Here is a 26,236-nt window from a genome sequence, read left to right on the forward strand (position 1 = left end):
TGGCACAGCTATTTCTTGCCAGATGCATTCTCTTGTTCGGCTTCCTCTTCTATAATTTTCTTGTCCCTAAACCATTGCAAACAAAGATCCGGCCAAGTGGAAAGCGGGTACTGTTTTGGCCGAAGGGAAAATCCGTGACCGCCCTTCTCAAAAAAGTGGACACGAATAGATGCACCGGCTTCTTTCAGAGCATTGGCATAAATTGGATTTCCGGGAAAGAAGCCCTTGTCGTCTTTGGCTGATACAATCAGGGTTGGGCTGATTTCATCGGAAACAGTAAAGTCCTTACTCAGTTCCTTCCCCTTGTTCATATAGGCCGGATAAAGCAAAACCGTGAAGTCTGGTTTGCAGCTGACAGCGTCGAGCTTATCTACTTCCTGATAGGTTTTAATATCAAAACCTGTACTGACCCGGGCCGCCAGGTGTCCTCCCGCTGAAGAACCCATTACGCCAATCCGCTTTGGGTCTAGGTTCCACTCTGATGCTCGCGAGCGGACAATGCGAACAGCTCGCTGAATATCCTCAAACGCATCTTTGCGTTTTTGGGGGACCCGGTATATCAAGACAAAGGCAGAGACTCCGTGTTGATTGAGCCACTTGGCAATCGGCTCCATTTTCGTAGTTACAAGATGGCTGTATCCTCCCCCGGGACATAAAATGACCGCGGGCCCAGGCTTCTTCGTAGCGGGAGCCGGGAAATAGCGCATTGAAGGTTTGGTTACATCGGTGAGGCGTATGTGCCCATCACCACGATCGGGCTTCGGCGTTCCCATACCTGTGCCGTCTTGATTCGCTGTATCCTTGGGCCAGAGCATAATGATCTGGCTTGCCTTCACCTCGTTCGCATTCGCGATCATTGCAGTGCTCCAAAAAGAAATGCCGCATAATAGAAAGAACAGTAGTCGGGCTCTGGTTGAGGTATTCATAAGTGCATTTCCAGTTTCTTTTTCATGTCGAGCAATGAGCGTTTTATCCGCCGTTCAAGCCCTATCCATCGCCCTGTATTTTGGCGAGCAGTGCATGCATGGCCTTCACGCGTTCGGGATGCCGATCCCATAGGTCGGTGGTCTCAAACGGATCGATTTTCAAGTTGAACAACATGCCTTTGCCGGCGGCCGGCCGCACGCGATCAGGGCCCTGGCCGAAGATAATTTTCCACGGGCCATCGCGCAGCGTCTTCACGCCGTTGCCGGCCTGATTAACCATCGGCCCGCGCCGGGTCGGGTTACCGAAAAAGGCCGGCGGCATCTTGGCCGTGATCAGGTTTTCGAACACCAACGATCCATCCGAGCCCTCCCGTTCCAGAACTTGGGTTAAATCCAAACCACCCTTTTTCGTCTCCCCATTGTGACAATCAAAACAGTACTGCTCAAAGTTCCGAAAGGCATTCTCACCGAGCTTTGATCGAGAAGGATTTGCTTCGGCAAAAAGCGGGGGGGGGAAACCATCAAACTCAAGGTGCATATGGTGAGGAATCCCCTCATCATTAATCACTTGGTTTTTCCGAGCAGCTCCACCATCGCCTTGCCCATGCCCAGCCCCACGTTCATGTAAGTCTTGGCATTACCACCGTAATGAGCGTTGGAGCTGGAGCCCATGCTCAGCGGATGCGTGTACACCACCGCCGCCTCACCCGGGTGCGCCTTGCCAAAGGCGAACATGCCGTCGATGATCAGCTTCTCGTTGCCGGTAGCCTTGGCTTTGTCGGTTTGGCCGAGCGTGGCGACCACCATCTTGGCCTTGGGCGCGTTGAACTCTTTGCGAAGCGCCTTGAAAAGTTGTTCCAGATTTTTGCCATACACGGCTGAATGCGCGGCGTTGTATCGATCCTTGTCTCCCTGCCACCACAAGAAGCCCGCCACCTCGTAGCCTTTGCCGCCGGGGTAGTGTTTATCGAGCTCTTTGAGCACGGCCTTGGCCCGGGCGACGTCGCCGGCGTACTGTAAACCGGCGTGCCAGGTGTGCTTGGGGGGCTCGGGCACCTCGCCCTTCGTCCAGCTCGGATGACGCACCTCATCGTTATAGGCCGGAGTAACAAGGGTAATCTTCTTTCCGGTCTTCTTGTCGGTTGCCTCCACCTCGTGGCGTGGGCTGCCCGGGGGAAGGAGATCCCAGCCGAGACTCCGGTTGCCAATCGAACTTTTGAGAATCAGCACGGGTTCATCCAGCGCGTTGCCAAGTTGATGACCGATGCCGGTCTCAATGCCGATCTTACCCCCGGAGACTGTCAGCCAGTCGTTACGTCGAACGCCGCCGCGACCTCCCGGCCCGCCACTGCCCATCGTGTGGACATTACGCACGTCTTTCCGGGTGATCCAGTTACCCGCGTCATCAACCATGAAGGGATAGAGCTTCTCTTTCTGAACAGCGTGTTCAAGCGAGCCCTCCTTGTCGCCCTTGACCCTGCCCATCTCAAGCGTGTTTGACTGGCCCATGATGATGAAAACCTTAACCTGTTTTGTCATATCCGCGGGCTTAGCATTCAGGCTAGGTCCTTTGGCGGAAACCGAAAGGGTTAATGCAATCAACACGATGATGGCAGTGAGTGATTGGAAGCGATAGTTTTTGGGGTTCATTTGGTTTTAATTATTTCTTGGTTTCTTTGTTTCGTAAATTTGAAAAGACACCGCCGGAAGGCTTGGCGGGCAATGACTTTTGCCAGTCTGCCAGCATTTGTTTGAGGTGCATGGCGTGCTGGGGATGCTTGTCCTTCAGGTTAATTTTTTCGAGTGGGTCAGCGACCAAGTCGTAGAGTTCAATGTGCTTGAGATCCCGATTGGCCACGAGCTTCCATTGTTTGCTCACTATCGCATAGGAAACCCAGTGGTCGGGCTTCGTTTTTTGAGCGGGCCATGGGGCCACCGTTTTCCAGTAAAGCGGCTTGTCACGAAGCGCATTGCCTTTGCCTTTCAGGGTGGCCACCTGGCTGATTCCATCCGGCCGGTAGGCGGACGGCAGCTTAGCTCCGGCAATTTCACAAAATGTCGGCAGCAAATCCACCGCGGAAAAAATCGAGGTCTTATCCACCTTGCCGGCGGTAATTTTTCCGGGCCAACGTGCAATAAAGGGGACCCCCACTCCGCCTTCGAATAGGGCGGCCTTGTATCCTTTGCGCCCTCCGGTGATGCCCCGGGCTGCGGCAATGTTGAAGCCCTCTCCGGTGGCGGTATCAAACATCGTCTTTAAGGCGGCCCCCGGTTGCGCCCGGGCCGGACCGTTGTCTGAACTAAAAATGACCAATGTGTTTTCGGTCAGTTTCAAGCGGTCCAAGGCATTCAACACTTCACCCACCCGGTCATCGGCGTGGGAGAGAACGGAGGCATAAATATTATCGCGCTCCTTCAGCTCGGGAAAGCGTTTTCGATATTCGGGCACGGTGTGGAATGGCGTATGCGGCTCGTGTAACCAAAGGTTGATGAAAAAGGGCTGGCCTGCTTTCCGGCTTTTCTCGATGAAGGCAATGGCATTTTTGGCATCCTCGTGAACGGGCATTTGTTTGCCCGAACAGTTGAAGGCTCCGTAAACATCAAAGCCATACTGACTGGGTGGCGGCGAATCCGGGATCATGTCATTGGCAAGATGCCATTTGCCAAAGTGCGCGGTGGCATAGCCGGCCCGTTTCAGGAAACGGGATAACAGCGGGGCCTTGGGGTCCAGCCAATCGGGCATGTTGCGCTTGGCATTGCTGGGCACCCAGGCAAAGTGCCCATTAATATTATAGCGCGCCGGAAAATGCCCGGTCATTACCGCTGTTCGGCTGGGGGAACACACGCCACTGGCGGTGGTGAAGCGATGAAAGTCAGTCCCCTCCTTCGCCAGCCGATCGATATTGGGTGTCTGGACATACGGATGCCCATGGCAACTGAGATCGCCCCAACCCCAGTCATCGGCAAAGATGAAAAGAATATTGGGGGGGGCCTGTGCCGAGGCCTGAAAACCCAACCCGAATCCGAGCGTTACCAGAGTTAATAATATCCTGTTCATTCACCTGAAGTCATTAGGGGATCGCTTGTAGCATTTGGTTGATGGTCAACACATTACCATCCTGCTTGATCTGCAGATCAAAAAAGCCGCCGCCTCTGGCCTTGTGCAGAAATCCAGCAGAAATTATTTCACCCCGTTTTGAAAACCGGCTGGGCTTGGTCCAGTCAACCTCTTTGAGGGTCTTTTCGTTCACTTGTGGCCCGATGTCATAATCTTCTGACATAAGTTGGCTCAAGATTTTTTCACATTCCTCAGCGTTCATGCCCATCATTGATCCCGTCCGATATTCTTTTTTGCCCACCTTGAGAGTGATTTGTTTTCGCGTGTAGGGTTTGCCCGCCCAGAAATTGCCCATCTGAATTTGACCCTTGAGCGGCTTTGCACCGGACTGCAACCATTCACCATGGCTTACACTCAAAACCTGATAAGAAACCTCGCGGCCCTTAATCTGCTCAACTCCCTGCACGCGCAGTCCCCGGAAGGGGCTCGGGAACATATTATGCGATGATATTTTGGCGATCTTTTTAATCCCGGATTTTTTCGCGAGCTGAATCACTGTTTGCTCCTGATCCTTCGTGAGAATCGCGCGTGGCACGTAGTCTCTCTCGAATCCATATGAGGCAACGGCGAGGGTTAAGGTGACAAAGCTAAATACTATTTTCTCCATTTTGTTTTATTTGCTTCTTTCTTATCTCAATACCAGTTGGCAAGAGCAGTTCATCATCGCCATCAATTCGTGTTCGGCAAGAAAGTAACCGAGTTTGTCAGCCGGTTCACCTCCAAAATGAACATTTTTCCCCTTGTGCTCGCCCCACAATTCTTCGGCGGATGATGCAGATTAAACTTCCCCGAACGCGTCTTGCGCAGGCCGTTGTTGTCCTTGCCGGATATAGAGTCGCCGATAAAAATTATGCGTTAGCCTACGTCAAGCTCTGCAAAAAACCGCTTGTAATTGAACGGTTTTGTCACTTATCGAATTCAGTCGCCATGCCGATCATTCAACTGGAATCGAACATCGCCGCGCCCATTGAACGGGTGTTCGATTTGGCGCGAAGTATTGAGGCGCACACAAATACCACTGAGGGCACCGGCGAGCGCGCGGTAGATGGCCGAACTTCCGGATTAATCGAGGCCGGCGAAACGGTGACGTGGGAAGCGAGGCACCTCGGCGTTCGCCAGCGGTTGACCTCGAAAATAACAGCCATGGAGCGGCCGAATTTTTTTGTGGATGAAATGCAACAAGGCGCGTTCGCCTCGATGCGGCATCGGCACGAATTCACCGCCGATGGCGACGGCACGCTGATGCGCGACACTTTCGAATTTACCGCACCCTTGGGGCCGCTCGGTTGGCTGGCGGAGAAATTATTTCTGACGGATTACATGAAAAAATTTCTACTCCAACGCAACGGCGCACTCAAAGCCTTGGCCGAATCCGACGGCTGGCGAACATTCCTCAAATAAAACGTTGGAAATAGTTTCCCTCTCTGATGCAGATGCACCGATCATCGCGTGACTGAATAGGCGGTCGTTGCGCGTCGGTTTATTTTTTTGCTTTGTCGTTTATTGTCGTTTCACCGCGCTCCACCTTACGGTACAGGAAGGCATCGGAAGTCAGCAGCGAGGTGATGAGGGCGTTCATACTGCCTTTTTCGCGGTAGGCGTGATAGGCGTCCTGCAACACAGAACCGTCATTGATCGTCTCGTTGCGGCCGATCCAGAAACGGAAGGCGTGGCGGACGAAGACCTGTTCGACGTGGTCGCTCTTCGAAAGTTTGTCGATCATCTCGAGGGCATTCTTGACGGGGCCGTCGAGTTCGGGATCACCGCTGTTGATGATCTCGCCGGAGGTGTCCACGGGCTTGTCCAGTTCGGTGGTCCGGAACAGACCGGCGTGATTGTACATCTCAAACGGAAGCCCGAGCGGATCCATCTTCTCGTGGCAGGTCCAGCAATAGGTCTCACGGGTCACGCGCATACGATGGCGCAGCGTGGTGTTGGGCTCGTCGGGCAACATGGCGTCGACGGTGATGGGCACGTCGGGGATGCCGCCGCCGAGGAGGCGTTCACGAATCCAGCGGCCACGCAAAATGGCGTGGTTGTCCATGGCATCGGAATGCGACACGAGCCAGGAAGGATGCGTGAGTAACCCGAGGCGCTGGCCTTCCGGAGCAGTGGCCAGCGTGCGGTCGGGTTTCATCGAGCCGGCCCCAAAAGAGCGACGGCCGACGCGGGCGTAAATCTTGGATCCATTCAGATTGGCCGTCGCCACGTTGACATTGCCCCCGCCGCGGCGGCGTTTCTGGGCGGTGGCGATGCGTCTCTTGGCCGTGGCCAGCGATTTCTTTTGGCGATCCAACGATTTTGAAATCTGGTTATTCTTTGGGTCGGCCTTTAATTCTTCTTCCAGTTTGGCTATGGCCGTTTCCATTCCCTCCAACTCGGCCGCTTCCTTTTCGGCCTGCGCTTCGTCGGCTAGGCGCTTGGCTTCCTGTGCGGCCTTGCGTTCCTCGGGATTATTCTTACGACCGAAGTACGTGCTATCGCTGCGGGTGGCCACGATTAGCTGGGTGGTGAGGAGTTCCTTGAGGACGTCCTGATCCTTTTCCAGAATCAGCTCAATCAGGCGATCGGTGCTCGCGGTGGCATCGAACATCGCGCGGTAATGGCTGGTGCCACGGGTGCTGACACCGGTTTGGCCGAGGGCGGCGTTGTCTTTGCAAATGTAGCCGCCCAGGTCGTAGTCGAAAAAGTCGCGGAAGAAACGCAGCACGCGCGGCTTGCGAATGCTCTGGTCGGCGAGCATGCGGGTAACTTCGCGTTCCACATCCTCGCGCGTGCGCAGGCGACCCTCGACGATGGCCTTGCGGAGTTGGGCGTCGGGCTGGATGTAGCTGAGGGCGTGGTTGACGGCGAGACCAAGTTCCCAGTCCTGCAACATCGCGCGGCCGTGCGCATCCACCTTGTTTTTTTCCACCAGCTCGGACCGGAAAAGCGCGTCGCGATCGAGGAAGATGGCGGAGAGCCCCATGAACACGCCGTCCTCTTTGCCGACCTTGTCGATGGAATCCTTAACGATCTGCAGATAGTCATTCGTTTCCTCGGCGGTGGGCGGACGGAAGGTCAGGGCTTCGAAGAGGAACTCCACCGCCTTGCGCAGGCGCTCGTCGGTGACGCCGTCTTCCTTCATCAGATCATGAATGGGCGTCATCGGGCGGGCGATTTTGGTGCTGTAAACAATCGCCGTGGGCAGACCGCGCAGGTCGCCCTTGGGCTTCACCTTGTCGTAGGTCTTGGGGTCGTCGGTGATCTGCTCGGGCAACCCGACCAAGCTCATCGGGCCATAGGCCATGTATTTCAAAATGTCCTCGGCTTTGCCCATGATCTGCGTGGCTTCGGAGCTGTTGACGGTGTAGAAGTCCGGATAATTTTCGAGGCCATGCTTGCGAGCGGAGGACAGCACCACCGGCACGCTCTTCACGGCCGTGGCGTAGGCGACGGTGCCGCCTTCCCAGCGCAGGATGCGGTCGGTACCGAAGTAGAGTTTCAACTCGCCGCCGTGATTGGTGGGCACCACATCGCCGCGCGTGCGTTGGCCGGGACGGGCTGAGTCATAGGCTGGTTCCCGGTTGATCAATTCATTGAGGCGCGTGATGTGTTCCTGCGGCGTGACCCGCCAAATGCGCGCGGGCGTGTAGGTCGGCGCCAGCCGGATATTCTTGGGCAACGGCCCAAAGAGCAAATCGTGCGCGATGAAGTTTCCCTTGTTCGGGTCCAAGTGCGCTTGGAACCCACCTTTGCCGGCCATCTCGCGTTTCAGTTCGCTGACAATCCAGTCGGAAAAACGCAGGCGCTCGACGATTTCCGGTTGCGACTTTTTCTTGGGCGGCATCTCCTGCAGCGAGACCTGCGCCCAAATGGATTTCCACGTGGCCGCATTGGTCTCATCCACCGGCCCGAGATCCTCGAGCGAGAGATTGCCCTTCTTGGTTTCGTTGTCGTGACAGTCCAGACAATGGCTGTCCAGAAACTCCGCCGCGAAGTTTTTGAAATTACCCCGAGCAGGTTCGCCGGGCGTGTAGATGTCCGCAGCCTGAGCAGCCGTGCCGAGCACGGCATAGACCGCCACCCCGAGGGTGAAGGTCAGCTTGTTCATGCCATCACTTCTTTGAGCGGTCCGCTGCCGGAATCAAACTTGGCCGCCATCTTCTCGGACATGTTGTAGCGATCCACCTCCACGCCAGAAGCGCGCAGGATGGAGGTGTACAACGCGTTGAGCGGGCGCTTGCCGTCCAGCTGCGTGAAGCAACCAGTCTTGAAAGCGCCATCGTAATTGCCGAGCAACATCACCGGCCAGTTCTTGCCGGAGGTGTGTTGATAATCCGCGTTGTTGCTGGTGTACACAATGAGCGTGTTGTCCATCATCGTGCCGCTGCCCTCGGGCACGCTTTCCAGCTCCTGCATGAGCTTCACCAACATGCGGCTGTTATACTGGCGGATCTTGATCCAGATCGGATTGTTCGGCTGCTTCATGTGGCCCAGGTTGTGGCCCTGCTGTTCCACGCCGAGGCCTTTCCAAGCGCCAAAGATTTCACCGCGACCGGAGCCGATGGTGAGCACACTGGTGATGCCCGACTTGAGCGCCGAGATGCCGAGATCCAACAGGCGATCGTGCCAGTCGGTTTCAAATTCCGGGTTCGCGTAGGCGTCGTCCACCGGCGGCGCAAACCGACGCAGATGACTGGACACCGTGCCGAGCCGCTCGCGCAGACCGTTGATGTCGTTGAAACCCTGCACGTACTGGCCGTAGCGCTGCTTGTCCGCGCCGGGCAACTTGCCGCCCTTGGCCGCCGCCAGTTGCTCGATGCGATCGAACATGCTCGAGCGCGCCTCGTGCTGCTTGCGAATCGCGCCCGTCGAAATGCCGCCGTACAGCATCTGGTACAGGTGATTCGGATTCGAGTGCATGAAGATCGGCTGACCCGCGCCGCTGGCCGAAAGATTCGCTACCGTCGGCTTGGCCTTCATGTTCTCGATCGAGTCCATGCCGATGCACAGATGCGGCAGAAGCGTTTCGGGCAACGCGTTGCTCAACGTGTAATCAATCGTCGGCCCGCTCGGCGGCACGCCGTCGCTGCCGCGGTATCCGCCCAACGCCCCAAAGAACGCACTGTGCGACGGGCTGGTGTGGGTGCCATGCAACCCGTTGATGATTTGCAGTCGCTCCTTATACGGTTCCAGCGCCTGAATCGGCTCGGGCAATTTCACCTTGGCCAATGAACCGCTGCTCTTCATCCCCGCCGGAATCGCCGTTGCCGGATCGAATCCCTGATTTTGCATGAAGAAAATGACGCGCTTGGGCGAGCCCTTCTTGGCCGACGCCTTGGCGGCATTCGTCAACCCCGGCAAAATCGCCGGCCCGAACACCGCCGCCGCGGCCATTCCTTTCAAAATATCTCTGCGAGTAAGCATGTTTCCGTTCATCTCTGCCGAAAGTGTAAAGTTCGACCGCCCCCACGTCGAATAAATTCAGCACTGAAATTCGCAAGCGGAGCGCTGAATTCGCACGCGGAGACGCGGAGAAATGTAAAACCAGTCCACTTTGCTTTTTTCCTCCGCGCCTCCGCGGCTCCGCGTGAGATTATTTCTTCATCCAAATCAACTCTTTCCACGGCGGCGTGTCGTTTTTCTGGACGGGGCCCGGAGAGCTGCGGCCGTTGCGGACGATCGAGGTTAGCTTGGCGACCAAGCGCGCGGCCACGTCGGGGTGCTGGGTAATCACGTTGGTGGCTTCGCCGGGGTCTTTGGCCAGATCGTACAGTTCACGTTTTCCCTTGCGGGCATCTTCCATCACCAGTTTCCAATTCCGCTCACGCAACGCAAACCGGCCCTGGATGCCGTGATGCACCATGGCCACGCGGTGGGCTACACTGTTTTCGCGCGAGCCCTTGAGCACAGTATAAAAACTCAGACTATCCTCGCCGGCATTGGCCGGCAGCCGTTGGCCGGTCATGTCCGCAAAGGTCGCCAGCAGATCGGTCTGGCACACGGGCCGATCCCATTGGGAGCCCGCCTTCACCTGCGCGGGCCAGCGGATGATAAACGGCACGCGATGGCCGCCTTCGTACACCGAACGTTTGCCTTCGCGATAGATGCCGTTGCTGTGATGGCCGAAGCGTTTAATGCGTTCGCGCCAGGTGGTTTCCGGGCCGTTGTCGCTGGTGAAAATCACCATAGTGTTGTCGGCGAGTTTCTCGTCATCGAGCCATTTTAAAATGCGGCCCAAGTGATGATCGGTCTCGATCATGAATTCCCCGTAGGCCCCGGCCTTGCCCTGCCCGCGAAATTGTTCGGGCGGAATCACCGGCTTATGCGGCGAGGTGTACGGTAGGTAGAGAAAGAACGGCTTGCCCGCCCGCGCCGCCGCCGCCCGGCCATCAAGCCACTTGAGCGATTGCGTGGTGAACCGATCGAGACATTCGACATCCACGAAATCCGGCGCCACCTCGAGATCTTGCGGCGTGCGATTCTTCGGCGGCACCTTGGCGTACGGCGGCTTGATGCGGTAATCGCTGATGGCAATCGCATTCGGTTTCTTGGCCGTGTACTGCGTCGGCGGCACCTTGGCAAAGCGCCCTTCAAACCACGCCAGCACGCCGTAGTTCATTGAGGCCGGAATGCCCCAGAAATAATCGAAGCCCTTATCCAACGGCATGTCCTTCACCGGCTGCGTCCAATCGCGCTTGCCCCATGCACCGGGGAAGTCCATCCCCAAATGCCATTTCCCCACCATCGCCGTCGCATAGCCCTGCCCGCGCAGCAGCGAAGCCAGCGTCACGCGGCCGTCGGCAATCAGGCACGCACCTTCCGCGCCCATCACCCCGCGCTTCAAGGTCGTGCGCCACGCGTAACGTCCCGTGAGCAGCCCGTAACGCGACGGGGTGCAGACCGTGTCCGAGCAATGACCGTCGGTAAACGTCATCCCCTCGCGCGCCAGTCGATCCAGATGCGGCGTCTTGAATTTCGATTTCGGATTCAAACACGACGCATCGCCGTAGCCCATATCATCCACATACACGAGAATGACATTCGGCTTCTCCGCCCACACCGCCAACGCGGTCCACAAAAGGGTGACTAGGATTTTCATTTTAAATACTCACGCAGAGCCGCGAGGGCGCTGAGGATTTTTTAGAAAGGGACGAGGTGGAACTCGTCCCTCCCGGGAGGGGCAAGTTCCACCTTGCCCCACTTGTTTTTATTTCCGCGTCTCTGCGTGAGAATTCATGCATCTACCAATTTCATTGCTTCCATGGTGAGCCGCGTGGTCGCGGGCCAATCCCCCGCTTTCACCATCCAACTCCCACCGCAGGCCAGCACGCTGGGCAGCGCGAGATAATCAGCCAAATTACCCGCGTGAATACCGCCGGTCGGGATGAAGCGCATCTGCCCGTACGGACCGCTGAACGCCTTCAGCGTGTTCACGCCGCCCAAGGTTTCGGCCGGGAAAAATTTCACCGTCTGCACACCGTGTTCCAGCGCCAGTTCCAAATCCGTTGGCGTGGCAATGCCGGGAAACACTGGCACCTGATTTTCCTGACACCACGTCACCGTGCGCGGATTGAATCCCGGCGTCACCACAAACCGCGCTCCCGCATCCACCGCGGCCGCCGCTTGTTCGGCGCTGTGCACCGTGCCCGCGCCGAGCAGAAACTCCTCGCGCCCGGCCAACGCCCGCAGACTGTCCAGTGCCGCCTCGGTGCGCAACGTGATCTCTGCGCAGGGCAAGCCGCCGGCGCATAGGGCATCGGCCAACGGCTCTGCATCGGCCGCGCGTTCCAGCGCCACCACCGGGATCAGCTTCAGCGATTCCAGACGATCGATCATGTTGCGATCCCGTAAAACTTACGGGCTGTGCCTTCGAAAATTGCGTGCGCCTCATCGGCGCTAATCGGCCCGAGCACCTCGGTCAAGGCGCCGTGCACCTGCTCGTAGCTGCCGGCCAGTTCGCACACCGGCCAATCGCTGCCGTACATACAGCGCTCCGGCCCAAACGCTTCCAGCGCGGCTTCAACGTACGGCTTGAGATCGGCGGGGTTCCAATTCCCCCAATCGGCCTCGGTGATCATGCCGGAAAGTTTGCAGAAAATATGGTCGTGCTGCGCGGCGGCCTGCAGCTGCGGCAGCCAATCGTCAAACGACTGATCCTTGATGCGCGGCTTGGCGAGATGATCGATCACCATCGGCAACTCCGGCAGTTCGCGCCCCAACCGCTCGGCGTGTTTCAGGTGCTGCACATAAAAGAGCAGATCAAACGGCACGCCATGCTTCTCCAGCACCTTCAGGCCGCGCAGGATGTCCGGGCGCACAATGAAATCGTCATCCGGTTCGTCCTGCGTGATGTGGCGGATGCCGACGAACTTCGGGTGATCCTTAAATTCTAGCAACTGCTCCTCGCACGCTTCACTGGCGAGATCCACCCAGCCGACCACGCCGACCAGCCAATCGTGTTCCTCGGCCATACCGAGCACCCAGCGGTTTTCCTCCAGATCATGCTGCGTCTGCACAAAGATACTCTCGGCGATGCCGGTCGCGTCCAGGTGCGGCCGCAAATCCGCCGGCAAATAAGTGCGGTTGATCGGCGCATGCGGCGGCGCCTTGAGCCACTCGTAATCGAAGGGCTTGTCCAGTTGCCAAAAATGTTGATGGGCGTCGATCATGTCAGTCGGTCTTCCTAGGCTTACGCCCATGTAGATGTTTGCCTTCGCGGGCGGCCTTGAGGGCGTCCGGCATGTCCACCGCGCGACCTGGATCGCCCTGCTCGGCCAGCCAACGATCCAGTTCCGCGCTCAGCGTGTTCAACTGGTTAACGTGGTTCCGCGTAATGGCGAGGTTGGCCAGTTCGTAGGGGTCCTTCACCGTGTTGTATAATTCCTCCGCCGGCCGGTGCATGTAGCGTTTCACCATTTGGTAGGTGTGCGGATTGGTCCAGGTCTCGCGCATCCACGTTTGCCAGTAGGGATTCTTGAGCACGGCATCGCCCTTGCCGCCCATCAGATGTTTCTCAATGTACAACTCATCCGGGCGCAGGTTGCGGATGTAATGAAAGGTGCCGTCGCTCACGCTGCGGATAGGGTAAGGCGGACCTTCGGGCAGGTTATTGTGAATGCCGTAGACATACTTGCGATGCGCCTTGGCCTGCCCCTTCAGCACAGGCAGAAAACTCGTGCCATCGTAGTCGTGCCCTTTCGGATCCCCGCCAGCGGCGGTCAACAGCGTGGGCAGGATGTCCGCGTATTGCACGAGCGCGTCGGTGCGTCGGCCCACCGGCGTGCTGCCCGGCCAATGCGCCACCAGCGCGGTGTGCAGGCCAGTATTCCAGTTGGTCCATTTACAGCCGGGAAATTGCGATCCTTGTTCGGAGGTGAAAAGCACCAGTGTGTCTCGCGCTTTGCCAGTGGATTCCAGTGCCGCGAGAATCTCGCCCACCTGCCCGTCCATGTAGGTAATTTCGGCGAGGTACTTGGAGAAATCAATCCGCGTGCGCGGCGTGTCCGCGAGGTTCGGCGGCAACTTCAGCTGCTGGGGGGGATACTTTGAGGCATCGCCCATCACCCACGGCACATGCGGCTCCACCAACGCCACCACCAGGCAAAACGGTTCCTCGCCTTGGCCCATGAATTTCGTGATGCCAGCCACCTCATGCGCGCGCGTGGGATTGCGCACGCAGTTGGGATCAAACCCTGCCACCGGTTGAAACGGATACACCGCCGGCGGCTTCACGTGCACCTTGCCCGCCAAGCCCACGCGATACCCCAGCGCGCCCAGATGATGTGGCATGCTCGTCAGGCCCGGTCGACTGGCCGAATGGTTCCAAGCGCAGCCGTTGCGCATCGCGTACTGTGCGGTGAACAGCTCCGACCGGCACGGCTGACACATCGCCACGCCCAAGTACGCACGGTTAAACGTCAGCCCACGCGCCGCCAGCCGGTTGATATTCGGCGTCTTGGCGTTTTGTCCGCCGTACAACGGCAGATCGTTGTACGTGCAATCATCGGCCATGATGATTAGGAAATTCGGACGTTCCTTCCCGAACACGCCCAAACCCAGCAACAGGCCGGTGAGCAGAATAACAAGCCGCCTCATCATTTCTTCAATTGATTGGAAGTGTCTTTACGGAAGCCGAGTTCCTTGATCGTGTCTTTCACCGGGCTGAGATGTTTCCCCTTGAGACGTTCGGTGTTCTCGGCCAGATCAAACCACTTGGCGGCCATCGCCTTGACCCGGTCCGGATGTTTACCGGCAAGGTCGTTGAGCTCCGAGCGATCCTCATCGATGTTGTACAATTCCCAGCGACCGAGCTTGGCCGAGACCAGTTTCCACGGCCCCTGCCGCAAGGCGCGGTCCGTGCCGAAGTGAAAGTACAACGTCTCATGGCCCTCACGCTCTTTGCCCTGAAAAATCGGCAGCAGGCTCTTGCCCATCAGCGGATCCACTTTGCGCGAGCCCACCTGCTGGGGGTACTTCGCCTTGCCCACCTCCAGAAAGGTGGCCATGAAATCAATCAGATGCCCCGGCTGTTGCGTGATGCTGCCGGGCTCGGCCTTCAGCCCTGCGGGCCAATGCGCAATCATCGGCGAGCTGATGCCGCCTTCATGCTGGTTTTGTTTGTAGAGACGAAACGGGGTATTGCCCGCATGCGCCCAGCTGGCGTCATAGGTCCAATAGGATTCCGGATCCCACGGCTTGAGATTGCGCCCGCGCGTGCGCTCGAACGGACACGCGCCGTTGTCCGCGCAAAAGAGAAACAACGTGTTCTCCCATTCGCCCTTCGCCTTGAGCTTGGCGATAATGCGGCCGATGTTCGTATCCATCACCTCCACCATCGCGGCAAACACCTCCATGCGATCGGCCTCCCACCGGCGCTCGTCCGCGCTCAGGCTTTTCCACGCCGGCACATGCGCCGGCCGCGGGCTGAGTTTTGTATTCTCCGGAATGATGCCGAGCCTGAGCTGTTTTGCATACCGCGTGCGGCGCAGTGCATCCCAGCCGCCGTCGTAGGCGCCTTCCCATTTCTTCACATCCTTCTCCGGCGCGTGCAGCGGATAATGCGGCGCGTTGAAGGCGACGTACAAAAGAAATGGATCCTCCTTCGCCGTCGCTTCATCCAAAAACTTCAGCGCAAAATCGCCCATCGCGTGCGTGGTATAAAACGGCCGGCCATTGAGCTGCTTCGGCACCGTGTACGGTTCGCCGTTGTAACGGAACGTATTGTCGCCCGTGAAAAAATTACACGCACCCGACAAGTGCCCCCAGTAACGTTGGAACCCGAAATCCGTCGGCTGCTTGCTCAAGTGCCATTTGCCGACCATCGTGGTGAAGTACCCGGCCTTGCCCAACACCTCCGCAATCGTCGCCCCGCGGCTCAGGCTCCCGCTGCCCGCCTGATCGCAGTACAATCCCGTGAGCAAACTCACGCGCGAGGAATGGCACTTGGCCGTGTTGTAAAACTGCGAGAACCGCAGCCCCTTCGCCGCCACCGCATCCAGATTCGGCGTCCAGATTTCCGAGCCGTAACATCCGAGATCCGCAAACCCCAGATCATCGGCCATGATCAGCACAATATTCGGCCGCCCCGCCGCCTGAGCCTCGATACCCCCGAACGCCCACAGCGCCGCCAACAATAGAACGATACGTTTCACGCCCCGAGTCTTCCCGCAGACTGGCCTTGGGGTCAATGCCTGTCGGCAAGAGTTTACACAATGGGCCGGAACTGGTAGACACCTCGTCCCTTCCAAGGGAAACCGCATGTCCACTGCCAAGATCATTTACACCAAGACCGACGAGGCGCCGGCGCTGGCGACGCATTCGCTGCTGCCGATCCTGCGCGCATTCACCCGGAGTTCCGGCATTGAGTTTGAGCTGAAGGATATTTCGCTCGCCGGCCGGATTCTCGCCAATTTCCCGGAACACCTCACCGAGGAGCAGCGTATCCCCGACGCCTTGGCCGAGCTGGGCGAGCTGGCCACCACGCCGGAGGCAAACATCATCAAGCTGCCGAACATCAGTGCCTCGATTCCGCAGTTAGTGGCGGCCATTGAGGAACTGCAGGCGAATGGCTTTGCTGTGCCGAATTTTCCTGAGGAACCGCAGACCGATGAGGAAAAGACCGTCCGCGCGCGCTACGCGAAGGTGCTGGGGTCAGCGGTGAATCCGGTACTGCGCGAGGGCAATTCCGATCGCCGCGTGGCCGCGCCGGTGAAGGCGTACGCACAAAAGCATCCGCACTCGATGGGCGCGTGGACGGCTGATTCCAAAAGCCACGTGGCGCACATGGACGGCGGCGATTTTTATGGCAGCGAACAATCGCACGTGATGGCCGCCGGCGGCGCGGTCCGCATCGAACTTGAAGGCAACGGCGAAACCACCGTGCTCAAGGACGGCCTCGCCCTGCTCGAGGGTGAAGTGATTGATGCCGGCGTGATGAGTGCCCGGGCGCTGCGCGAGTTCATGACGCACCAGATTGCCGACGCCAAGGCGCAGGGCATTCTCTTTTCGCTGCACATGAAGGCCACCATGATGAAGGTCTCCGATCCCATCATTTTCGGCCATTGCGTGAGCGTGTTTTATGCGGAGGTGTTGGAGAAACACGCCGCGGCGCTGGAGTCGATCGGCTTCGAACCGAATAACGGCATTGGCGATTTGTACGCCAAGCTCGACGAATTGCCCGAAGATCAACAGGCCGCCATCCGCGCGGACATCGATGCGCTTTACGAGGAACGCCCCGCCCTCGCGATGGTGGATTCCGATCGCGGCATCACCAATCTGCACGTGCCCAGCGATGTGATCATCGATGCCTCCATGCCCGCGATGATTCGCACCTCCGGCCGCATGTGGGGCCCGGACGGGCAACCTTGCGACACCAAAGCCGTGATTCCCGATCGCAGCTACGCCGGCGTGTACCGCGAGACCATTGATTTCTGCAAAGCCAATGGCGCCTTCGATGTGCCGACCATGGGCAACGTGTCCAACGTCGGGCTCATGGCCAAGAAGGCAGAGGAATACGGTTCACACGACAAGACCTTTGAGATCCCGCGGGCCGGCACGGTGCGTGTGGTCGATGCCGACGGCAAGACGCTGCTCAGCCATGAAGTGGAGGCCGGCGATATTTGGCGCATGTGCCAGACCAAAGACGTGGCCATCCGCGATTGGGTGAAGCTGGCCGTCACCCGAGCGCGCGCCACCGGCGCCAAGACGATTTTCTGGCTGGACGAACACCGCGCGCACGATCGCAATCTCATCGCGAAGGTGAATGAATATTTGCCGAGCCACCTTGGCAATGACGGCGACGGGCTCGACATTGAAATCCTTGCGCCCGTCGAGGCCACACGCGTTACCTGCCAACGCTGCAAGGCCGGCCTCGATTCGGTGTCCGTCACCGGCAACGTGCTGCGCGATTATCTCACGGACCTCTTTCCGATTCTGGAACTCGGCACCAGCGCCAAGATGCTTTCCATCGTGCCGCTGCTCGCCGGCGGCGGCTTGTTTGAAACTGGGGCAGGCGGTTCCGCGCCCAAGCATGTGCAGCAATTCAATGCCGAGAACCATTTGCGCTGGGATTCGCTCGGTGAATTTCTCGCCATCGCCGTGTCGCTCGAGGATCTCGGTACCAAGACCGGCAACGCCAAGGCGCTTGTCCTGTCGCAAACCCTCAACGACGCCATCGGCCAGTTTCTCGACGAAAACAAATCCCCCTCGCGCAAGGTCAACGAACTCGACAACCGCGGCAGCCATTTTTATCTCACTCTCTACTGGGCCCAGGCGCTCGCCGCCCAAACCGAAGACGCCGACCTCGCCACTCAGTTCGCTCCCTGCGCCGCCAGCCTCGCCGAAAACGAATCCGCCATCGTCGAGGAACTCAATACCCTCCAAGGCCAACCGATGGACATCGGCGGCTACTATCAACCTGACGAAGCCAAAACCGCTGCCGCCATGCGGCCAAACGCAGTCTTCAACGAGGCGCTTGCGGCGCTGGGGTAGTGGATTGCGCCGTTTGATAATCGGTGGTAATTTTGCCGCATGAAATCGATGTCCTATGTGGTTTATCGCGAGGAGGAGTTTTTCGTGGCGCAATGCCTGAACGTGGACGTCTCCAGCTTCGGCGACACGCGCGAGGCAGCGATTGCGAATCTCAAGGAAGCGGTGGAGTTGTATATCGAGGGCTAATGGATTTAGTGCTGATTACACCGTATTCACATTTTCACCATAACCACACTCCGATATAAAGCCACGCAGTGGCTGGGTAACTGTAGCCCCTTGCTTCAGCATGGGGGTTTCCAATCGCCAAAATTGAGAGCGCCCTGTAAGGGCGCAGAAAATTTACGCATCCTCCAGCGCCCTTACAGGGCGCAACCTCGGTTCGTGGCTTTTCCCCGGGTTAAAACCCGGGGCTGAAATTGCTTTGCCACTGCGTGGCATTCGTCGTGAGTTGAGTAATTACAGTCAAAAGCTTTGCGCCTTTTCGTTGGGCGGATTAGTTTCCGGCTCGCGTGGGTTGAGACCATTTTACTCGAATTTCTCTATGAAACTTTTTTTCACTATTGCGGTCATACTCGTTCACCTCACCGGCCTCGGCGACGAGCGGCGGCAGCCGGATATTGTCGTGATCATGGCGGATGACGCCGGGTATTCGGATTTCGGGTGTTACGGCGGCGAGATTGAAACGCCCGTGCTGGACAAGCTCGCGGCCAACGGCCTGCGGTTCTCGCAGTTTTATAACACCGGCCGATGCTGTCCGTCGCGGGCGGCGTTGCTCACCGGCGTGTACCCGCATCAGGCCGGCATGGGCCACATGACGCGCGACCGCGGCCTGCCCAGCTACAGCGGCACCATTCTGCCCCATGTACCCACACTCGCCGAGCGGCTGCGCCAAGGCGGCTATCGCACGATGATGACCGGCAAATGGCATCTCGGCACGGAGCCCAAGCAATCGCCTATCGCGCGCGGGTTTGATCGCTTTTATGGCACGCGCAACTTCATCGATTCCTACTTCACCGTGCTCAAGCATTGCCCGGTGTTTCTCGATGACAAAATCGTGCTGCCCGGCACGGAGACGCCCGTGAACCATCTGCATCCCGATCAGGAATGGTACACCACCGATGTCTTCACCGATTACGCACTGCATTTCATGGACGAGGCGTTTAAGCAGCACAGCGACCAACCGATCTTCCTGTACATCGCCCACAACGCGCCGCATTTCCCACTGCACGCGCGCGAGGAGGACACCAAAAAATATCGCGGCCGCTTTCGCGACACCGGCTGGGACAAGCTCCGCCAACAACGCTACGAACGCATGGTGAAGCTCGGGCTCATTGACAAGAGCTGGGCTCTCTCGCCGGCTGACGTGCCCAAGTGGGAAACCTACGACGCCAAGCTACGCGATGAGCTCGACCTGAAGATGGCGCTCTATTCCGCGATCATCGATCGCATGGATCAAAACATTGGCCGCGTCGTTGAGAAGCTTCGCGCCGCCGGCCGGCTGGACAACACCCTGTTTCTGTTCATGGTGGACAACGGCGTGCCCGGCACGGGCGTGCATGATTGGCGCGGGCTCTTCGCCAAAAACGGTCGGAATCCCGAGACCCGCGTGGACAATTATCCCGAATGGGGCCGCCTCGGCGGCTGGACCTCCAGCTCCGGCCGCGGCTGGGCCAACCTTAGCAACGCCCCGTTCCGCATGTACAAGCGTTACACCCACGAAGGCGGCGTCGCCACCCCGCTCATCGTCCATTGGCCCGACGGCTTGAAGGACCGCAATAAATTGCGCCATGCCCCCGGCCACATCATCGACATCGCCCCCACCTGCCTCAACGCCGCCGGTCTATCCACCAAGGGCATGGAAGGCCAAACCTTGCTGCCGGTGTTTACCAGGGACAGTCCTCAAGCCCGCACGCTCTTTTGGGAACACGAAGGCAACCGCGCCGTGCGTCAGGGCGATTACAAACTCGTCGCCCAACACAACACCCCGTGGGAGCTTTACAACATGCGCAAGGACCGCAGCGAACTCCACGATCTCACCCAATCCATGCCGCAAAAAGCCGCCGAGCTAAAGCGACTCTACGAAGCCTGGGCCCACCGCGTCGGGGCCAAACCATGGGACGAGGTAAGCGTCATCAAGAATAAGAAGCCGAAGAAATAGAAGCGGTGAGTTCGGACAAATCCGAAACGTTCACGGATATTTTTACAAACCGGCCTTACCAAACCCAAGAGTGTCGCGTAGCGACCACTCAAAATTAGCCGTGGGTTTCAACCCACGGTGTTCGCGCGAACAAGCCCCGCGTCGCGTCAGCGACCGCTCAAGGGTTCGCCGGCACAAGGTTGAGCGGTCGCTGACGCGACGCCCAACCAATCATGCCGCAACCTATTCCGTGGGTTGAAACCCACGGCTAAAGGTGTGCTGTCGCTACGCGACGCTCCCGTGTCGATTGTGCTACTTGCGATTCTCTGCTACGCGACGTTCACGCGCAATTTGCCTACTCGCGCAATTCAACAATCGCGAAGATGGCCCGGTGATCGGACGCCACGGCTTCGTCCAGCACGCGTGTTTCCACCAGTGTCCAGCGTGCTTTCGGTCGTACGAAAATATAATCGATCTGCCGCGCCGGTTTGCCCACCGGGATCGTCGGCATCATGCGCGCATTGGTCCGGGCCCAGACCCGGCCGATTTCCTGTAAGGCCCGACTCTCGGGGTCATCATTTAAATCCCCCGCAAAGATTGCCGGCATCTCCGATCGTTTCGCCGCCAATTGATTGACGAATTTTGCGGAAGCCAACCGCTCCGCATCGGGTCGGCGATGATCGAAGTGCGTCGCCAACAACCGAAGGCTCCGGCCCTTGGACACTTGAACCGTCGCCGCCAACACCCCGCGCTGCTCGCCATCATCCACGTTGGGCAACAGATGATTCCGATGCTCGCCGATCGGGAATCGCGACAGGATGGCATTGCCGTATTGGCCGCCCTGAAACGCGATGTTGGCGCCGAAGACGTGATGCATTCGGGTGAGCCGCGCCAGTTCGGCCGCCTGATCCACCTTGCCCGTGCGCGTCGTGTTGCGATCCACCTCCTGCAACGTCACCAAGTCCGGCTTCACCGATTGGATCACGCGCGCAATACGCGGCACATCCAGCTTGCCGTCCACGCCCGCCGCATGATGGATGTTATAGCACAACACCCGCAACCGCACCGGCGTCGCCTTGCGCTCGGCAAACACCACCTGCCGCTTGGCGCGATGGATGCCAATTAACCCGCCGGTCACCGGATCATTGGAAAATCCCTGCCCGGTAAACGGCACGGCCTGTTGGCCGAGGTACTGAAGCTCGCCGCCCTTCTTGGGCACCGCCAAACGAAAGGCCACCGGATCATCATGCCCTGTCACCCATAATTCATTCCCAAGCCAGATGCCGCCGGACAAACTGTAGCGGCCCAGTTGGGAAATGACCTTATTGGGATATGTCCAGCGCGCCACCTCGCGCCATTGATCATCGTACTTGGCGAGAAACGTCTTGGCGTTGCTCGCGCCGTAGTGGGCAAAGTTGCACCACCAATGATCGTCCTTGCGCAGCACCCACACCAGCGAGCCGCCGACATTGCCAAACGCCTTGAAAATCGACAACTTCATGGTGTCGACATCGAGCGCCATGATCTCGCTGCGCTCGGGCTTGAAGGGATAATTAGAATGCGCGCACAACAATCGGCCTTTCCAGAAAAACCCACTGTTCAAATGCCGCGCCGCGCCTGTGCTCACCGCCACCCGCTTGCCCGACGCTCGGTCATACTTCGCTACCGCGCGACTGGTGATGGCGTAGAAGAACCGCTGATCCGCTGCGGCCGCCTGATGCGCCTCCGGCGCGGGCCACTGGCTCACGGACGTCCATTCCGCCCCCAGCACAATCTGGGCGAAAATGAGAAGGCAGCAGCCGAGGCGCATTTTATTTCTTGGGGATTTCATTGACGGTGTAATAGGCGTGGCGGTGCAGCAGCGGTTCCTGCGCCTGTCCGCGCCCGCGCAGGGCGCCCAGATCAAACTCATGCACGTGGCCGCGCTTGAGTTCACTTAAAACAATCTGCGCACTCAAACCGTCAGGCGCGAGTTTGGCACTTTTTATTTCCGGCGTAGTCTGATCCACCTCCGGCCCACCGTAGCCGCCGTGGTAAATGTGCGTGAAAGTGCTGACCTTGTAGCTCTTCGGATCGTTGCCCGTCTTGGTCTCGACCGGTTTGGTAAATAGGATTTTGAATCCATCGGGCGTAATGTGGATGCGCTTGATCTCGAAGGGCATTTTGCCGGTCCAATCCAGTCGCTCCAGCGCGAAAGGCTTGATGCCGCGCACCGGCCAACCGCGATTCGTGCCGCCGGCCAACAGGCGGCCCTGCCGGGTGAATTGCACATTCAGGATGCCGGTGGAAAGCCCTTCGCGAAACGGATAACACGCGCCCTGCCACACGCCGTTGATCTGCTCGGTGGTCGCGCGCATAAGGATCGATTGCGTGTAGTCGCCGAGAAAGATTTGATTTTCAAACGGCCCAAACTTGCCGCCTGTTTGATCGACTACGTACCCGGTGATCGAGCGCCCCATGCGGATGTAGGGAAACACCACCGCATACGGCACGAGTTCCTTTACCTTTTCCTTTTCCGTGACAATGCGCGTGCCGCTCTTCGGCGCAACCGGCCGCGGAAGGCCCGGGGCGTACGGGTACCAGTTGAAACTCACTGGGTGCCCCATGAACCCGCCGGGCTTGAGAAATTTCAGGCTGCACGAGGAATTCCACGGTCCCTGACTCTCTATATAAAACAACGCGCCATGTTCGTTCGGGCCAATGCCGCCCGGACTGCGCAGGCCGCTGGCGATCGGGATGCTCTTGCCTTCCGGGGTAATCTTCAGGGCCCACCCGCGGAAGAGCGCACGCGAGTGGTACGAACTGGACAACCCCAACGCCACGTAGAGATTGCCCTGCGCATCGAACTTCGAGCCAAAAGCGTACTCGTGATAATTACGATATCCCCACGCGTCGGACACCGTCTCAAACCGATCCGCGCGGCCGTCGCCGTTCGTATCGCGCACCCGTGTCAGCTCCGCGCTATGCGTCACGTACAACGCATCCTTCTCGCCTTTGCGATGCGCCAGCCCGAAGATTTCATCCAGTCCTTCGGCAAATTTCTCGAAGCGCGGCCGCGGCTTGGCGTCATCCACCCCGCTCATCAGATAAATCTCCCCGCGCCGCGTGCCGATCGCCATGCGGTTATCCGGTAGCAACTCAAACGACCCCGCTTCAATCACCTGCCCTTTCGGAATCGGCACACTCACGACCCGATAATATTCCCGCTCCCGCTGCTCCGTCCCCCAACGCGCGCCCACCTCCTCGGCAACTGCGCTTGAAGCGATCGCCGAGGCCAGCACGAGTCCCAACCAGTTAACGCAACAACTCATACCGTATTCCCCATTCCGATTTGCCTTTGGGCAGATTTAATTTCATCAACAACTCCTTCGTCTCACCGGCGCCGCGAAGGAGGACTTCGGTTTCCGGCAGCCACACTTTTAGTGACTCCGTGCCATATTGCCGCGGCGCCAACCGTTGCACCTTGCCGGTCAACACCCGCACATAAACCGTTTCCGCCTTGGGCGTTTCCAGTTGCAGCGTACGCACCAAACCATTCAGCCGATCGGACACCACCGCCTGCGAGCGATCCGCCACGCTCACCGTTCCCGTGCGATACAGGAAAGTCGGCACCCCATCGGCATCCAGTTGATAGCCGCCAAACCGATAACCCCGATTGCGCGGGTAGAGCGGATCGGGGTTCACCGGATTCTCCTTGGTCATCTGCGGCCGCAACGGCCACGGCGCATCGGCCTTGGCCAAGCGATAAAACGTCACGTCCTGCGCCAGCTCGATCGCGCGCCCCTTCGGATTGAAATTTCCCGCGCCTTGTCCGCCCCAGAACACGCTCACAAACTCACCCTGCCACAGCGCGCTGAGCGTGCCGTTCTGCGCGTTGAAGGCGTAATTCATGCCGCCCGGGAAACCCACCGCAATCCCGCGATAACCCGCCACCCGACTGCGGCCGCGATACACGCGCGTGCGATCGCTCACCACCAAATCCGTGCCCACCGAGCGAATGCCCGAGGGATCGCGCGCCGACCGGCCCAGCGAAAAGTAATGCCACAACGCCTGCAGTTGCGCCTCCGTTTGGCCCTCCAACACATCCGCCCGCACCGCCTTGCCATCGGGCCAGAAATTCGGCATCACAATGCCCGGCCGAAATTTTTGCGGGTTCCGCATGAAGTGCGCAAACCAACTTGGCTGCAGCCGCTCAAAGGAATTTAGCAAATCCACCCCCTTCAATCCCGGCGACGGTTTGCCATTGAAGTTGTGGCAGGCCACGCAATTCAATCCCTGATCGCCCACCAATAAATGGCCGGCCTCGCGAACCCGGCGCCGATCCTCGCGCTTGGGTTCCGGCAATTCCACCACCGGCAACGAATCCACTTTCTCGAACAACCCCGGCAAATGCCGCAGGTTGGCCTCGCCGAATTGCGGCATGCGCGTGTGCATGTACGGCCGCACCGCTGCGCCATCGAACAACACCTTGCGTAGCCATTCCGGCCGCAGCTTGGCACCCACGCCGTCCAGCGTCGGCGGAATACGGCCGGGATTGCCCAGCCCCTCCTCGTCCGTGCCGAAGTGCTGAAACATCGCATTGCTCACGCCGCCTGCACCATCGCGCGTGTGACAGGCAATGCAGTTGAAAGCCGTCATCGTATGCTGGACCTGCAGTCGATCCGGCAACGGCTTTTGAATTCCCGTCAGCGCCTTGCCCATGGCATCCCGTTGGAAGGCCGACAAATGAAAATCCGGCACTCCATCCGGCTGTTCCGCCAGACATCCCCGGCCCGCTCTGAGCTTGGCCATCGGTAATTTCAATTGCGACTTTTGGTTCGGCAACTTGTGGCACGAGGTGCAGTTCAGGCTGCGAAATACCGCCTTGCCCGCCGCCACCTTGGCTGGATTGGGCGGTAGCTCGGTGACCTTTAATTCCTTCGCCCCCAATAAAAAAGCCGCGATGGAGCGCGCCTCGTCGCGCGTGAGATTCATATCCGGCATGCGCCCCGCCGGCCGTGCGTGATGCGGCTGAAATAGAAACGCCGACAACGAATCCAGCCCGTACTTGGCCGGCACATGCTTCAGCCCCACCCCTTGACCGGGCGAGTGACAGGTAACGCAGCCCACACGTTGGAACAGTTTTTTGCCTGCACCCACCATCGAGCCGTCTACATTGGCCCGCGAAAATTTTTCGGCGGATAAGCTCGTCAAATAATGCGTCAACACATCCGCGGTGGCCTCGCGTTCATCGGCCGGCACCGCCGCCAGCACATCCGGCATTTGCGTGCCCGGATCTTCCTGGTGTGGGTTCAACAAAAACCGCCGCAGATAACCCGCATCCACCCGCGCGCCTACCCCCGACAAATCCGGCCCCAACTTGCGCTGCACCGGCCCCGCATGGCACCAGGCGCAGCGTAGCTCCTCGATCAACACCCGCCCCTGCCCGGCTGCATCCAACCCATGCCGTTCATGCAACAGCCCCGGCACCACGGGCTGTGCCCAGAGGGTTGCCCCGACAAAGCAAAAGATGGCCCAACTCCAACGCATCACTTTTTCTTGGCCGCCGTTTTCTTCACTGCTTTTTTCTTGGCGGCCACCTTCTTTCGGGCGGCGGAGCGTTTGGCGCCGACTTTTTTGCCGGACTTATTTTGCGCCAGCGATGCCTCGTAGCCGGCGATGTAATCTTTCATGGAGATGCGGCGCACTGCTTCGCCCACCACCTCCAGCGCCACGTCCTCGATTTTTTTGAACCGCACGCAGGACTTGCCCATGTTCAGTTTCTTGCCGGTCGCCTCCCACGCTTTGACAAACCATGCCGCCTGTTCGGGATCCATATACAATCCAATGCCGTAGAAGGCCATGTGCTGCTTCTGCGAAGCGATGGCGGCAAAGGGAAGCGGTTCGTCGGGCTGGCAATGGTAGCCATCCGGGTACGCAGACAACGGCACGTACCACGCGGGCATGCCCCATTGCATGCCTTCCTTGAAGCCCTTGGGGAGGTTTTTGTTGATGACAGCCCGCAGGGCACTCATCGCCTTCCGCCGATCGGGCGGCAACTCGGCGAAATATTGCTTCACGGTCTTGGCTTTGCTTTGCATG

Annotated in this window: 20 protein-coding genes; 4 read left to right on the plus strand and 16 right to left on the minus strand. The window is 58.7% G+C overall.

What is annotated here, in order from left to right:
* Positions 1–8 precede the first annotated feature (8 nt).
* From H8E27_11515 to H8E27_11535, 5 genes are all read right to left on the minus strand, one after another.
* Entirely contained in the window at positions 9–926 is a 918-nt protein-coding gene (locus H8E27_11515; GenBank protein ID MBC8326240.1) for an alpha/beta hydrolase, read from the minus strand.
* A gap of 61 nt (positions 927–987) precedes the next feature.
* A complete protein-coding gene (locus tag H8E27_11520) occupies positions 988–1,323 on the minus strand; it encodes a hypothetical protein (protein MBC8326241.1) in 336 nt (111 codons plus the stop codon).
* A gap of 167 nt (positions 1,324–1,490) precedes the next feature.
* Positions 1,491–2,465: a sialate O-acetylesterase gene (locus tag H8E27_11525; protein ID MBC8326242.1), complete on the minus strand. Its 975-nt coding sequence runs from the start codon at positions 2,463–2,465 to the stop codon at positions 1,491–1,493.
* A gap of 121 nt (positions 2,466–2,586) precedes the next feature.
* A complete protein-coding gene (locus tag H8E27_11530; protein ID MBC8326243.1) occupies positions 2,587–3,984 on the minus strand; it encodes a sulfatase-like hydrolase/transferase in 1,398 nt (465 codons plus the stop codon).
* Positions 3,985–3,997: 13 nt separating this feature from the next.
* A complete protein-coding gene (locus tag H8E27_11535) occupies positions 3,998–4,651 on the minus strand; it encodes a hypothetical protein (GenBank protein MBC8326244.1) in 654 nt (217 codons plus the stop codon).
* 320 nt (positions 4,652–4,971) lie between these two features.
* Between H8E27_11535 and H8E27_11540 the strand changes: the two genes are divergently transcribed.
* Complete coding sequence (locus H8E27_11540) at positions 4,972–5,445, plus strand: SRPBCC family protein (protein MBC8326245.1); 474 nt, start codon at positions 4,972–4,974, stop codon at positions 5,443–5,445.
* A 79-nt stretch (positions 5,446–5,524) separates the two neighbouring features.
* Here the strand turns inward: H8E27_11540 and H8E27_11545 are convergent, their stop codons facing one another.
* The 7 genes from H8E27_11545 to H8E27_11575 form a co-directional block, all read right to left on the minus strand.
* A complete protein-coding gene (locus tag H8E27_11545) occupies positions 5,525–8,137 on the minus strand; it encodes a DUF1588 domain-containing protein (GenBank protein MBC8326246.1) in 2,613 nt (870 codons plus the stop codon).
* A complete protein-coding gene (locus tag H8E27_11550) occupies positions 8,134–9,453 on the minus strand; it encodes a DUF1552 domain-containing protein (GenBank protein ID MBC8326247.1) in 1,320 nt (439 codons plus the stop codon). Before H8E27_11550 ends, H8E27_11545 begins: the two co-directional genes overlap by 4 nt.
* 169 nt (positions 9,454–9,622) lie before the next feature.
* Positions 9,623–11,128: an arylsulfatase gene (locus tag H8E27_11555; GenBank protein MBC8326248.1), complete on the minus strand. Its 1,506-nt coding sequence runs from the start codon at positions 11,126–11,128 to the stop codon at positions 9,623–9,625.
* A gap of 134 nt (positions 11,129–11,262) precedes the next feature.
* A complete protein-coding gene (eda, locus tag H8E27_11560) occupies positions 11,263–11,865 on the minus strand; it encodes a bifunctional 4-hydroxy-2-oxoglutarate aldolase/2-dehydro-3-deoxy-phosphogluconate aldolase (GenBank protein ID MBC8326249.1) in 603 nt (200 codons plus the stop codon).
* On the minus strand, positions 11,862–12,698 hold the full coding sequence (locus H8E27_11565; protein ID MBC8326250.1) for an amidohydrolase family protein: 837 nt from the start codon (positions 12,696–12,698) through the stop codon (positions 11,862–11,864). Before H8E27_11565 ends, eda begins: the two co-directional genes overlap by 4 nt.
* Before the next feature lies 1 nt (position 12,699).
* The gene (locus H8E27_11570; protein MBC8326251.1) at positions 12,700–14,127 is read right to left on the minus strand and encodes a sulfatase; all 1,428 of its coding nucleotides are present in this window, start codon (positions 14,125–14,127) and stop codon (positions 12,700–12,702) included.
* Positions 14,124–15,788, minus strand: coding sequence for an arylsulfatase (locus tag H8E27_11575; GenBank protein MBC8326252.1), 1,665 nt, complete (start codon positions 15,786–15,788; stop codon positions 14,124–14,126). The genes H8E27_11570 and H8E27_11575 overlap by 4 nt, the downstream gene beginning before the upstream one ends.
* Between H8E27_11575 and H8E27_11580 the strand changes: the two genes are divergently transcribed.
* The 3 genes from H8E27_11580 to H8E27_11590 all read left to right on the plus strand — a co-directional run bounded on the left by H8E27_11580 (position 15,787) and on the right by H8E27_11590 (position 20,176).
* Positions 15,787–18,018: an NADP-dependent isocitrate dehydrogenase gene (locus tag H8E27_11580; protein ID MBC8326253.1), complete on the plus strand. Its 2,232-nt coding sequence runs from the start codon at positions 15,787–15,789 to the stop codon at positions 18,016–18,018. The genes H8E27_11575 and H8E27_11580 overlap by 2 nt on opposite strands.
* Positions 18,019–18,057: 39 nt before the next feature.
* Entirely contained in the window at positions 18,058–18,204 is a 147-nt protein-coding gene (locus H8E27_11585) for a type II toxin-antitoxin system HicB family antitoxin (protein MBC8326254.1), read from the plus strand.
* A 355-nt stretch (positions 18,205–18,559) separates the two neighbouring features.
* The gene (locus tag H8E27_11590) at positions 18,560–20,176 is read left to right on the plus strand and encodes an arylsulfatase (protein MBC8326255.1); all 1,617 of its coding nucleotides are present in this window, start codon (positions 18,560–18,562) and stop codon (positions 20,174–20,176) included.
* 334 nt (positions 20,177–20,510) lie between these two features.
* On the opposite strand, the gene H8E27_11595 is transcribed toward H8E27_11590, so the two are convergent.
* The 4 genes from H8E27_11595 to H8E27_11610 all read right to left on the minus strand — a co-directional run bounded on the left by H8E27_11595 (position 20,511) and on the right by H8E27_11610 (position 26,235).
* The gene (locus H8E27_11595) at positions 20,511–21,656 is read right to left on the minus strand and encodes an endonuclease/exonuclease/phosphatase family protein (protein MBC8326256.1); all 1,146 of its coding nucleotides are present in this window, start codon (positions 21,654–21,656) and stop codon (positions 20,511–20,513) included.
* Positions 21,657–21,966: 310 nt separating this feature from the next.
* Positions 21,967–23,466 carry a hypothetical protein gene (locus H8E27_11600; protein MBC8326257.1) on the minus strand — a complete coding sequence of 500 codons (1,500 nt, stop codon included), beginning with the start codon at positions 23,464–23,466 and terminating at the stop codon, positions 21,967–21,969.
* Positions 23,450–25,684, minus strand: coding sequence for a hypothetical protein (locus H8E27_11605; protein ID MBC8326258.1), 2,235 nt, complete (start codon positions 25,682–25,684; stop codon positions 23,450–23,452). Before H8E27_11605 ends, H8E27_11600 begins: the two co-directional genes overlap by 17 nt.
* Positions 25,684–26,235 carry a DUF1801 domain-containing protein gene (locus H8E27_11610; GenBank protein ID MBC8326259.1) on the minus strand — a complete coding sequence of 184 codons (552 nt, stop codon included), beginning with the start codon at positions 26,233–26,235 and terminating at the stop codon, positions 25,684–25,686. The genes H8E27_11605 and H8E27_11610 overlap by 1 nt, the downstream gene beginning before the upstream one ends.
* Position 26,236: the final 1 nt, after the last annotated feature.

It is taken from the genome of Limisphaerales bacterium, assembly GCA_014382585.1.
GTDB lineage: Bacteria > Verrucomicrobiota > Verrucomicrobiia > Limisphaerales > UBA1100 > JACNJL01.

Bases quoted from the DNA above. Each gene is read 5' to 3' on its own strand.
- H8E27_11515 (MBC8326240.1), bottom strand. From the start codon at position 926: ATGAATACCTCAACCAGAGCCCGACTACTGTTCTTTCTATTATGCGGC.
- H8E27_11525 (MBC8326242.1), bottom strand. From the start codon at position 2,465: ATGACAAAACAGGTTAAGGTTTTCATCATCATGGGCCAGTCAAACACG.
- H8E27_11530 (MBC8326243.1), bottom strand. From the start codon at position 3,984: ATGAACAGGATATTATTAACTCTGGTAACGCTCGGATTCGGGTTGGGT.
- H8E27_11535 (MBC8326244.1), bottom strand. From the start codon at position 4,651: ATGGAGAAAATAGTATTTAGCTTTGTCACCTTAACCCTCGCCGTTGCC.
- H8E27_11540 (MBC8326245.1), top strand. From the start codon at position 4,972: ATGCCGATCATTCAACTGGAATCGAACATCGCCGCGCCCATTGAACGG.
- H8E27_11545 (MBC8326246.1), bottom strand. From the start codon at position 8,137: ATGAACAAGCTGACCTTCACCCTCGGGGTGGCGGTCTATGCCGTGCTC.
- H8E27_11550 (MBC8326247.1), bottom strand. From the start codon at position 9,453: ATGCTTACTCGCAGAGATATTTTGAAAGGAATGGCCGCGGCGGCGGTG.
- H8E27_11555 (MBC8326248.1), bottom strand. From the start codon at position 11,128: ATGAAAATCCTAGTCACCCTTTTGTGGACCGCGTTGGCGGTGTGGGCG.
- eda (MBC8326249.1), bottom strand. From the start codon at position 11,865: ATGATCGATCGTCTGGAATCGCTGAAGCTGATCCCGGTGGTGGCGCTG.
- H8E27_11565 (MBC8326250.1), bottom strand. From the start codon at position 12,698: ATGATCGACGCCCATCAACATTTTTGGCAACTGGACAAGCCCTTCGAT.
- H8E27_11570 (MBC8326251.1), bottom strand. From the start codon at position 14,127: ATGATGAGGCGGCTTGTTATTCTGCTCACCGGCCTGTTGCTGGGTTTG.
- H8E27_11580 (MBC8326253.1), top strand. From the start codon at position 15,787: ATGTCCACTGCCAAGATCATTTACACCAAGACCGACGAGGCGCCGGCG.
- H8E27_11575 (MBC8326252.1), bottom strand. From the start codon at position 15,788: ATGCGGTTTCCCTTGGAAGGGACGAGGTGTCTACCAGTTCCGGCCCAT.
- H8E27_11585 (MBC8326254.1), top strand. From the start codon at position 18,058: ATGAAATCGATGTCCTATGTGGTTTATCGCGAGGAGGAGTTTTTCGTG.
- H8E27_11590 (MBC8326255.1), top strand. From the start codon at position 18,560: ATGAAACTTTTTTTCACTATTGCGGTCATACTCGTTCACCTCACCGGC.
- H8E27_11595 (MBC8326256.1), bottom strand. From the start codon at position 21,656: ATGAAGTTGTCGATTTTCAAGGCGTTTGGCAATGTCGGCGGCTCGCTG.
- H8E27_11600 (MBC8326257.1), bottom strand. From the start codon at position 23,466: ATGAGTTGTTGCGTTAACTGGTTGGGACTCGTGCTGGCCTCGGCGATC.
- H8E27_11605 (MBC8326258.1), bottom strand. From the start codon at position 25,684: ATGCGTTGGAGTTGGGCCATCTTTTGCTTTGTCGGGGCAACCCTCTGG.
- H8E27_11610 (MBC8326259.1), bottom strand. From the start codon at position 26,235: ATGCAAAGCAAAGCCAAGACCGTGAAGCAATATTTCGCCGAGTTGCCG.